At 39.6% G+C, this 5,884-nt stretch carries 6 protein-coding genes and 2 pseudogenes; 1 reads left to right on the forward strand and 7 read right to left on the reverse strand.

Annotated features, from left to right (window positions below):
- Positions 1–318, forward strand: a pseudogene (locus AB4323_RS01525) (cysteine--tRNA ligase); the annotation flags it as partial.
- 329 nt (positions 319–647) lie between these two features.
- Here AB4323_RS01525 and AB4323_RS01530 read toward each other — a convergent pair.
- From AB4323_RS01530 to AB4323_RS01560, 7 genes and pseudogenes are all read right to left on the reverse strand, one after another.
- On the reverse strand, positions 648–1,415 hold the full coding sequence (locus AB4323_RS01530) for a S9 family peptidase (RefSeq protein WP_076649161.1): 768 nt from the start codon (positions 1,413–1,415) through the stop codon (positions 648–650).
- Between the two features lie 417 nt (positions 1,416–1,832).
- Positions 1,833–2,168 carry a hypothetical protein gene (locus tag AB4323_RS01535; protein ID WP_131825236.1) on the reverse strand — a complete coding sequence of 112 codons (336 nt, stop codon included), beginning with the start codon at positions 2,166–2,168 and terminating at the stop codon, positions 1,833–1,835.
- Between the two features lie 666 nt (positions 2,169–2,834).
- Positions 2,835–3,785 (reverse strand): FRG domain-containing protein, encoded by a 951-nt coding sequence (locus tag AB4323_RS01540; protein WP_372151443.1) that lies wholly within the window; start codon positions 3,783–3,785, stop codon positions 2,835–2,837.
- 292 nt (positions 3,786–4,077) lie between these two features.
- Positions 4,078–4,332: a restriction endonuclease subunit S gene (locus tag AB4323_RS01545; protein ID WP_017102006.1), complete on the reverse strand. Its 255-nt coding sequence runs from the start codon at positions 4,330–4,332 to the stop codon at positions 4,078–4,080.
- Positions 4,333–4,362: 30 nt separating this feature from the next.
- Positions 4,363–4,995 (reverse strand): annotated as a pseudogene (locus AB4323_RS01550) (IS1 family transposase).
- A gap of 95 nt (positions 4,996–5,090) precedes the next feature.
- Positions 5,091–5,234: a hypothetical protein gene (locus AB4323_RS01555; RefSeq protein WP_372151444.1), complete on the reverse strand. Its 144-nt coding sequence runs from the start codon at positions 5,232–5,234 to the stop codon at positions 5,091–5,093.
- A gap of 92 nt (positions 5,235–5,326) precedes the next feature.
- The coding region (locus tag AB4323_RS01560) for a DUF1566 domain-containing protein (protein WP_372151446.1) at positions 5,327–5,884 on the reverse strand (558 nt) is incomplete at its 5' end.

A 5,884-nucleotide genomic window follows, 5' to 3' on the forward strand; every position in this document is an offset into this window, starting at 1 on the left:
GAATTTCTTGCACGTATCAGCCGCGATTTAAACATGCCGCAAGCACTCGCCTTATTATGGGAGGTCACTGATAGTTCCATAGAGCCTGCCAATAAAAAAGCGACACTACTTTATTTTGATCAAGTATTTGGCCTTAGCCTTGAGAAGGTGGAACAGTTAACAATCCCCAAACAAGTTCAACAGCTCGCTGAACAACGTCAATGTTTGAAACAACAGGGGCGATATGATGAAGCAGACACAATCCGAGAGCAAATTCGAGCTTTGGGATATCAAGTTAACGATAGTGCTAATCAATCGAGTGTAACCAAGTTACTTTAATTAAAATCACCCGCTTTACCGGATAAGAGGTTAGCAATAGCCTCTTATTTCTGGGTTATGGGCTAGTTTGAGCTTACACCGTAATTCATAAGGCTCGGATTAGAAAAAGTCGGCCAAAATTGTGATGATGAAAGCCACATTGTTATTAATTAAGCTTATTTTGTGCCACTTTTGAGTTGAAAGTGCCACGGGTAAAAATTCAGTCTGTGAAGGTTTTGGACAAAACGTTTTAGGTGTGTTGCTCTAAACCGTTTCGTTCAGATTAGAAAAATACTTTGAAACCTTAAGCGTTTGTATGGCTGTCTATTGCTACAGATTTACCTTTTAGCCTACAAATTTTTATTCAACCATTTTATCGTATGATCTCGCATGTCGTTGGAAAAGTAATGCGATTCATCAGCTAGATTGAACTCAATTTCAGTATTGTTTTTATCGTATTTACTCTTCACTTTTTCATAAAAGTCCTTCGCGAAATTAGCAGGAACCCAATCATCTTTCTCACCATTTATGATCAACATAGGGCGACTTTCATTTTCTATAAGGTACAAACATGGATCAATCTCTGCCATATACCTAATAGCTAACTTCTCATCGTCACTAAGAATCTTATTAACTGAATCGGCTTCTAAGGCGAACTTCTCCAAGCCGACAAAGTCAGGAGAGCCGATAATTGGTACCGCAACTTTAATCCGTTTATTTTTGGTCAAAGAATAAAATGTGGACATTGCCCCCATAGAGATACCCACAACCGCAATCCTCGATGGATCAATCCTTATATCTTCCTGATAATGCTCAATGAGTGTATTTATGTCATCTGAATTCTGCTTGATAACACCCGTCATTCTTTTGATAAATCTCGAATGACTACTAACGTTTTGAGCCTTACCATCATCTCTTTCGCCGTGTTTATCTGCATCAAAACAGATAACAGAATAACCCTGAAGAGCTAAATTTAAAGCTAGATTAGAGCCTTCATATTTATCATTGCTCCAACCGTGACAGATGATGACTAAAGGATTATTTACCGACTCTTTTTTACAATAGAGCAGATATGTAATTTCACCGATCTTACTTTTTTCTACTACAACACCTTCCATGGACGCCCCATATATTTCAATATATTCGTTTACAAGCACCATACACCGTCAGACTTCAGAAAACAGCTAACGCTGATTAGACGAAAAATTGTCGTCTTTTATCATTTTATAATGCAACACCGTTTATATTGGTTCAATTAACAATCAACAACCTAAGTCACATGAAGGGAATTTTGGGCTGCCAAATGTCGCCTAATAACAGAGATTCTGATTTACCAATTAGCTCGGATAAGTTTTAGTAGTGCAAACTAAGATTAACAGCAGATTAATGAGTAAAAGGTCTACCGAACAATGGGGCAGACCTGAGTTAGCAGGCACTTTGAGAGAAAAGTGCCACGAGTAAAACTTCAGGTCTATGAAGACTCTGGACAAAAAAGAGGTAGTTCAATCTGAAAAATTAATTGACATGGTACCCACCTACCAAGTCAACAAACCAGAACTAGCTTCTATACTCTGAGCAAGAGCTAATGTTTTATATTCAAAAAACTCATAACCGAAGCATTTTTCCACATGAACCTGAGTTACGTTTATATGCTCTATTGCACAGTCTACAATCTCTGGCTTTAGTGCTATCACAGCTTCACCTTTAGCTTCCACTGATGAATAAAGAATGCCGTGGCATGAAATATCATGTAATAGCAATGAGCTAACTTCTGATGTTACTTGATACAGTCTTTCCGTTCCTTTTCTTGACAGGAGATCATCAAAAAAAAACGGTCTGTAGAGCATAGACACACAGTAGTTTAGGCTCAAACCGTTTTTCCATATAAGCCATCACTTCTTTATAGTAATCAAACACACTAGAGCTAAGATAATATGGGCTATCATCTCTTCTTACTTTGTCCCAAATCCCTATCATTCTGAGATTTATATCACTATCAGTTTTTTGATGGCTTCTAAGAACATTAACTTTATCTAAATCTTTAACTCTCGCTTCAGATAGCACCGTTCTTAAGGCTGTATCACTCTGATGAAGAGCTATCGATGCATAAAAAAGCACCTCTCCAGTTTTGTTTAATCGACCCATGCTAGGGAAGTTGTTGGTAGGGTGCTTAATGTATGATAAATCATCAATATTGGAAAAATTATCGTCCTCACACACTCTAACTCGTAGTAACTCCAAATCATTAACAGGTTTGGTCAATGTGATAGTTAAGCAGCCAGCTAAATAATCGATTTTGTTATATATGTCAGATTCAGAAAGGTCAGTATATCAATCAATATACGATCTCAATTGATTGATATACGTGGAAGCATACAAAAGTGCTGTAGATCCACACTGTTGAGAGGCTTTTTGTTCGATTAAATCTATCAATTCATTCTGTAGAGCCATGATTTTACCTTTTAAAAATTCTCTTGTGCATAAGAAACCTGCGCCATCAAGTTGAACTGGTATATAGGAATTTATATGCTATTAGATTAATCATGGCTGGCATCATCACTCAGCATTCTTCTCACATAATCAGGGGTAGACTGCCATATATTATCAGTAAATTCCTTCTCAAGTAGCCTATTCGCAGCACTCGCAGAACCAATTAGGTCAGGGTAGAGAGACGCATGATTAATATTCATGATATCCAAATGTCTTAAAAATTCTTCACGTAGTTTATGAGGTATTTCGATCTTATAAAGAATAGGAGACATGCCAGTTAGTGGAATGTACTTTTCAATATATTCTTCAATATCCAAACCGTTGGAAACTTCAGAGAACAGCCCATTCTGGCTAATGATTCTCTGATTTTCATCAGTAATCTCATGGTGGATCTTAATACTTGGCAATTCATGATCATCTGACTCTGACTCTGACTCTTTGGTAAGGTTAATAAAAATTTCGTCCAATGCGCAATGACTAAACACCCATACGGCATGCTTTCCACTTTTAGGCTCAGCTGTCCCCTCAAGAGCAAAAAAAGTTGCAACATAAGGAGAGTTGCTCCAATCAAGTAGAGGTGTAGCAAGTCCATAATGTTGGCCTAAAGCCCACCATTGAGCTGATGAAAGGCTCTGAGGATTTATGCCCCGCCTGCCTGTACAAAGTCTCTTAAAATTTAAAAGAAGTTTATTTAATACATTTGGGCGCGAATCCATGTTTATGTGCGAAACCCTCGTTTGGATAAGATTCTTGTCCAAATCGGATAGCCTTTCGTAAGGATCAAATTCATCAATTTTACTTTGAGCCTCCCTGTAAAAACGGTCAAATTTAGTCCTTAGAGGCCACGAGCTATCATTCTGACCTCGATAATTGTATTCGGACCAATCTAAAAATCGCACCTCTAGCAGGGCGCTGAATTGCTTCCAGTCTTTAACTTCTACATGAGCATATGTCTTACCTACATTCCACTCAGGAATAACGATTTCCTCATATAGCATTTTTAGCTCCTAACTGATGTTATCTCGTTCGTATGGACACATTCTGTGTATGGCGAAAAGTAAGTCAAATGATGCTTAGGTAAAGTGTGTGCTCAATCGGTCGAAAGAAGGAATGGGGCATTTCTGAGGTAGAACGTGCCACAGGTAAAAGTTCAGCCTGTGATGGTTTTGGACATAAATAAGTTTCGGAAAACCGATACCCCCAGAGTGCAAGAGACTGATGAGGTTCGGTTGCAATAGAGAACTGGGCGTTGGAAGTGATTGGGATAGCTTTAAAATAGTTGGTAATAAGCTAGGCTTGATTTGTAGCAACTGGAATTTTATTAATTGCGACTCTACCTGCAGTATCACCATTACCATACATAACGATGATTACCGAGTTTTCCGGTATTAACTTTGCGGTAGATTTCGTTATGGCATCTTCAGTGATGTAGGTCTCAGCAGAAAAAACCTTACAATTATTCACTTCCTTAGTTTTAATCCAAGGTACTGTCCCGTCGATATAAAACTCTTTAACTCGTGTACTTGGAGTCCCTCCAGAACACACTTTTGTAGGTCGTGACGCCAATTATTTGATTTAGTGGTAGGACTCTCGCTCAATGAAAGTCCCTATCACTTTATCGTGCATTTCTTCCGATTTCGAGAAGCCGATAGTTTTACGCACTAAACGTTTTAATCTGGAACGCAAAGTAAAATTGGTTCGTTCAATCCGCTGAGTGAACCTTTTCCCTACAACATGTTTTTCTTTTGGCAATTCTTTCGAGTAGACGCTGAAATCATCGGTGAAAAAGAAACTGATGTCGAATGGCTTAAGTAAAGCGAGTAACGCTCGCAGTTCATCTGTATTGCGCTTACCAAAGGCATGAGCAATGATGCGTTTATAACCGGGCTCCAATGCATACCAAAGCCAACGACGATTTTTTTGTTTCCTACGAATGACCACTGTTCATCGACCTCACAGATGAGAGAGATGTTTGCTCTATCGAAAGGTATTGAGGTGACTTGTTTCTCTTACACCAGAGCTATTCATCGCCATATCAATGATTTGCTCTTTGACCTTAGATTTATATGCCTCGTAAGCATAATCAAGTTGAAATGAGCGTTTGCACTCAAGGCAACGAAACCGCTGAAAGCCTGACACACCAGTACCATGTTTACGAACATACTCCGTTTGGTTGCAAAACCGACAGTTAACTTGAATAGTAGCCATAATTTTTAATTCAGAGTTGCGGGACTACCATTCTAACTCAAGCTCACCATGTTGGAGTCATGACACAATTTCTTAACCTTTTTCTTTAACACCTTCTATATCGGTAATTGGTCCTGTTTAGATACCCACTGCTGCCAACCAAAGAGTGATTGCTCATAGAAACGTACAAACATCCCCTCTTTTATGCCAACAATACGTTGACTGCTTTCAACCAATGCTAATTTAGTTTCAATATTCACTTATCTTCCCCCCCTAAAAAGTGCCAGATGCAACTCTGGCACTTCAAAAACTAAAATTAAAAATTAAAACGTTAAACTCTAAACGCTCAACTTTAAGGATTTGAGACGCAGGATACGTAGCCCGTGAGGCTCGGCTGGTTGCTGAAGACGTAGCCATTGACGAGGTCCACGTCGTAATAGAGAGAACCATTAGGAGTCGCCGACCAATAGTAGTAGTTGGTCGGCCAACCGCGCGCGATAAACATCGGGCCGAATGCGTCGTATAGCTCCGTTTTTAACTCGTCTCTTGTCGCTAAACGCCAGTTAGTTCGTCCGCCGAGACTATGGGTGTTGTAGGTAGTACACAGTGCATTTGCGTTATTCCAGTCGAATAGGTAAAAATCACCACCAACTGGGCCGGAATTTCCGCTTTCAGTATGAGTACCGTTTGTAGCACTACCGCCAATGCTGTCTAGATAGGCCGCTGATGGTGAATTGGTAAGCAACTTACCACTACCTCTATCGTAGATATCAATACATGTACCAGCCAAGTTACACACATTCACCTCCACCGTATTACTGGGGATGCCATCTTTGATGGCCGTGAGTGTCGTACCACCCGTTTCAACCGCAGACAGTAAACCGGTTGATGACACGGTTGCCGTCGCTGT

The organism is Vibrio sp. 10N.261.52.C11, assembly GCF_041471405.1.
Lineage (GTDB): Bacteria > Pseudomonadota > Gammaproteobacteria > Enterobacterales > Vibrionaceae > Vibrio > Vibrio crassostreae_C.

Bases quoted from the DNA above. Each gene is read 5' to 3' on its own strand.
- AB4323_RS01530 (WP_076649161.1), bottom strand. From the start codon at position 1,415: ATGGAAGGTGTTGTAGTAGAAAAAAGTAAGATCGGTGAAATTACATAT.
- AB4323_RS01540 (WP_372151443.1), bottom strand. From the start codon at position 3,785: ATGCTATATGAGGAAATCGTTATTCCTGAGTGGAATGTAGGTAAGACA.